General features: G+C 36.8%; 5 protein-coding genes. All 5 read right to left on the reverse strand.

Features of this window, described 5'->3' with window-relative positions; genetic code table 11:
* Positions 1-132: 132 nt before the first annotated feature.
* Positions 133-546 carry a TauD/TfdA dioxygenase family protein gene (locus PN450_RS21385; protein ID WP_271837494.1) on the reverse strand — a complete coding sequence of 138 codons (414 nt, stop codon included), beginning with the start codon at positions 544-546 and terminating at the stop codon, positions 133-135.
* Between the two features lie 193 nt (positions 547-739).
* Entirely contained in the window at positions 740-1,045 is a 306-nt protein-coding gene (locus tag PN450_RS21390; RefSeq protein ID WP_148762168.1) for a hypothetical protein, read from the reverse strand.
* A 429-nt stretch (positions 1,046-1,474) separates the two neighbouring features.
* The gene (locus PN450_RS21395) at positions 1,475-2,287 is read right to left on the reverse strand and encodes an ATP-binding cassette domain-containing protein (RefSeq protein ID WP_271837495.1); all 813 of its coding nucleotides are present in this window, start codon (positions 2,285-2,287) and stop codon (positions 1,475-1,477) included.
* 519 nt (positions 2,288-2,806) lie between these two features.
* A complete protein-coding gene (locus tag PN450_RS21400) occupies positions 2,807-3,628 on the reverse strand; it encodes an NADPH-dependent oxidoreductase (RefSeq protein WP_271837496.1) in 822 nt (273 codons plus the stop codon).
* A 176-nt stretch (positions 3,629-3,804) separates the two neighbouring features.
* Positions 3,805-4,584: iron uptake porin (locus PN450_RS21405; protein ID WP_271837497.1), on the reverse strand; the 780-nt coding region annotated here is incomplete at its 5' end.

A 4,584-nucleotide genomic window follows, 5' to 3' on the forward strand; every position in this document is an offset into this window, starting at 1 on the left:
AGTAGAACGGCTTGAATAATTCAAAGTTTGTAGTGAGGAATTTATTCCTCATTTGAGGGCTGAAGCCCTTACTACGAAATCATCTCCAGATTTTTTACATTACTTAATCTACTTTGATTTATTTTCGTCTACTTACTTATCTCCACCTTCAGATGGTACTTCTAAAGCATAAAGTAGAGAACCACTGGAAGGATAGGGTGTCCATTTATGATCAGAATGAAATGCTAATTCACCTGTACCTGTGTAGCCACCATCAACATTGGAAACGGGGATTATAACTGGTGTTACTCCTGGTTGAGAAGCGAGAACTGGAACATCATCTGGTGGGACAAATAATGAACCAAAATTAAAAGTAAAGTTCAAAAACTGCTCATCATTAAGATGTTGATTTTTGAAAATGAGAATATGATAATCTCTAAGTGCTTGTTTTAATTCTAAAATAACTTCAGGTAGAACTTTTTTACTAGCATCTAGTTCATTAATAACTGCTCCTAATGGTGCATCAAGACGAGTAATTTGGAAATTAGTTAAAGTAAGTGTTGCCATAGTTAAAAATTAAATTCATTCAAGTTTCATAGTTTTGTCAAAAATCAATTTAAGTTTTACTTCTTTTTACTTTCTCCCAAAAATAAAGAGAAATAAAACTATTATAAATTGCTATTTTTTAGCAAGCACTTCCTTCGGAGTAATTGCAGCATATTGTTGAGGAGTTAAAAACCCATCTCTAACATTTACTTTTTTAGGTATAAGCCCCAAAAGCTCCTAATCGTTTTTCTAAAATGCCTTTTTTTTCTAAAACTGCTAAGGCTGTAAGCTGTTTAGAACGAACTATTCGGACTACTTTCTTGTCATTACTGGCAATTAGTTTACTATTTGTGTTAGTTGTAATAGATGAAATTGCTTGATGTTGAGCGCTATTTTGAGGTGTATTCCAAGTGAATAACGCAGCAGATAGGACTAAACTAGAGCTAAAAGCGGATAAAGCAGAACGACGAGTGATCCGTTTGTTTTTCCATGATTTCAATTTAGTTTCCCAATTCAGCATGATTGAATTCTCCTTTTTTGTGAACATTTTCTAGTTTTGTTAAATATTTAAGAAAGTGAGGTAGAAAAAATAATCTACCTCAACACGGCATGAGGAAACCTAAAAATAACTGACAGTAATGCTTGGTAAGCCATGTAGAGAATATCAGTTATATGTCAAATACCAAGAGTCTTTAAACCCTAAGATTAGGAAAGAGAAGTTGAGAAGAATTGGTGTTCTCACTTTTCACCAATATCACCTAGTAACTCTAAATAATCTCAGAAGGCGCTGGGAAATTTCTGGGTATGAACTTCGGTGTTGATCAGAGGATAGTCTAGATAACACCGTGGGCGGACTACTTAAACGCCTATCTGTGCAGATTTGACTTTTTGCAGACTTTCTATGGCGATAGTCATAATTTTTGCTCCAAACAGTTTCTAGTAATGGCATTTAAGCAGATACAGAATTCAATAAATAAGAAGAAGACGATGATGAAGATCCAGTTTGTAGTGATTCTTGTTTACCCATAACTCTATCTAAAATTCTCTCTACGAGCTTCGCAAACTTTGCATCTCCTCTAGCCCGTGGACGGGGCAGATCAATTTTCACATTCAGACTAATTTGACCATTTTCAATCAAAATTACTCTGTCTGCTAATACCACAGCTTCTTCCACATCATGGGTAATTAATAGTGATGTAAATCCTTGTTCCTGCCACAAACGTTCTAATAATTGCTGCATTTCAATTCTAGTTAAAGCATCCAACGCTCCCAATGGTTCATCTAGTAGTAATAAAGAAGGTTTACTGGCCAAGGCTCTGGCTAAAGCTACCCGTTGTCTTTGTCCACCGGAAAGGACGGAAGGCCATTCATGAGCGCGGTCTTCTAATCCTACTTCACGCAGCACTTGTAAAGCCGTTTGTTTAGCATAAACTTTGGAATTAGTACCGATTAAACCTAACTCTACATTTGCCAATACTCGTTGCCAAGGTAACAAACGAGCGTCTTGAAACATCATGCGGATAGCGGGATTAATGGGTTTATCAGAATATTTGCCATTTAACAAAACATCACCGCCACTGGGAGCATCTAACCCAGCAACTAGACGCAACATTGTACTTTTACCGCAGCCACTGCGACCAACAATAGCCACAAATTCTCCTGGTTGAATTTCTAAATCAATTCCTTGTAAAACAGTTTTATTTCCAAAGGACTTTCTTAGTCCTTCAAGATTTAATTGCATTCCTTTTACTTGATTAGTCATGATCAAAACCTCTTAGTTGTGGATGTTTGATTGGTTATTTGGAGTAAATCTGTCAAATAAAAATAGACAACGCTTGTGTAGGATTTTTCTGAGCCGAAATCATGAGAAAATTTATATATTTATTTTCCGGCTTGAGGAAATTTTAAGATTGACAGAAATTATTCGCTTTTATTTACCTGAATCTTTCTGGACAGAAGGTTTTAGTAAACAAGCATCTGGCATGACTACCAATATGCTTGTTTTGCCAATCTGTTTTTCCCAGGTATAATCTACTGTAAATTGGTCGGAATACAGTAGCTTTAATTTAGTGTGGCATAACTAGATAAAAAATGCAAGTATCTTTGAGAAGAATTTTATGAAAAATATCCATAAAAAAATCCCCACTTGTTTATGAGGATTTATTTCACAGAAAATTTGGCAATTAATATATTAATTGCTGACATCAAACAATAAGAAAAATTTATTTTTGACTATTAGTTAACAAATTTTTGCGATTTATATTCTTGTTACAAAACTTAATTATTGTAATTTAAAACCCAAATTATTCAAAATTTCCTTTAATCTATGCCGACCAGATAAAGATTCAGCCGATGCTACCCTTTTGCTAGAATGTTCTGACCAATCACCAGGAATATTCATGTGTTGTGAATTGTAAAAATTTGCCATGATTTGGTTATATTCTAATATTCCTGGCTCTTGTTGGGCAAGTTGATATGTTTCTCGATGTAACACCACTGATTGAGATAAACGTGGTTTAATTGCCACATTCACAATGGGATCAGCATAGCCTACACACAAACCGAAAACAGCAACTACATGAGGAGGTAAATTCAATATCTGCGCTACCTCTTCTGGTTTATTTCGTAATGCACCGATATACACAGTTCCCAACCCGATAGATTCTGCTGCGACTACAGCATTTTGTGCTGCTAATGCGGCATCTATAGCTGCCATTAAAAACATTTCCAAATAATCTAAACCTTCATGAGGTAGTCCGCGATTTTCGGCAATGTGAGTGAGTCTGGCTAAATCTGCTAACCACACTAAAAATAAAGGAGATTGGCGAATATGTGCTTGATTATTAGTTAGTTTTGATAATTCTTCTTTGCGATTTGCATCTTCAACTGCTACTACACTCCAGGTTTGGAGATTGGAGGAAGTAGAAGCAGATTGAGCAGCAGCAATTAAAACTTCTAAAGTTCCTGGGGGTAAAGCATCAGGTAAATAAGCACGAATTGAACGATGGGATAACAGAGTTGCTAAGGTGTCACTCCAGGGAATATCTGGATTGAAGTTATTATGACCATAGCGATGATTAAGTAATTCAGTTGGGTTAGTCATAACTTGCAGAAAAAAATTATTAAACTGTCTGAATCAGGATGTCCAGGATTAAAGGATTAACAGGATGAAACTGTCTGAATCAGGATGTCCAAGATTTAAGGATTAACGGGATTAAAGACTTTTGATAAATACGAAATCCTACAAATCTTCAAATCTTGTAAATCCTGATTTATGCGTTAAAATTTGAAGGTGGTACGCAACCAACCAACTACACTAGCCGGATTACTGGCATCTGAATCCGGTGCAGTAATCCAAATGACTCCTGGTGTAATTTCGATATTGTTACTAAGTTTATATTGATACCATCCTTCAACGTGCAGTGATAGATCTTTGTCAGCTTGACCTTTACCTGCTCCCAAATCTACATTTTTACTCAGTTCAGTTAAAGTTGGGGCTCGACCGACAAAAATAGCTCCTAAGCTACCTTTTTTCCCTAAGTCGGGAAATGTTAGTCCTGCGCCCCAGTTCAATGCTTTACCATCTCCATTTCCTAAATAACGATGGGCTGAATAGCCTACATAAGTATTAGCTGTTAATTTGGGACTAAGTTTATACAATGCACCCAATCCGTAAAGATTTCCCACAGTTCCCGCACCAGCTACGGTACTGTTTGCTAAGTTACTACCAGCGGCAGGTCCAAAATTGGTGCCACCTAGACCTATCGCATTTGGTGGACTGTAGGTGTTAGCGTAACTTAAGCCAACTCGGAAATTTTTCTTGGGGCTAAAGTATGTTACTTGTCCAAAGGCGACATACCTACCTGCAAATAAGCCATTATTAGGTGTGGGATTGTCACCATTAGGCGCACTGTATGATGCCCCTAATTGCCACTGCTTGCTGAGATCATGGAGGATAGCGATTCCTGGACCTGAATCTCCATAGTTATAGACCATATTCCGTCGGGAAAATCGTGTTATCCCATTACTGAAAGAGCCTTCAAATGGGTTTGTTGGACC

The organism is Dolichospermum lemmermannii CS-548 (assembly GCF_028330815.1).
Taxonomy (GTDB): domain Bacteria; phylum Cyanobacteriota; class Cyanobacteriia; order Cyanobacteriales; family Nostocaceae; genus Dolichospermum; species Dolichospermum lemmermannii.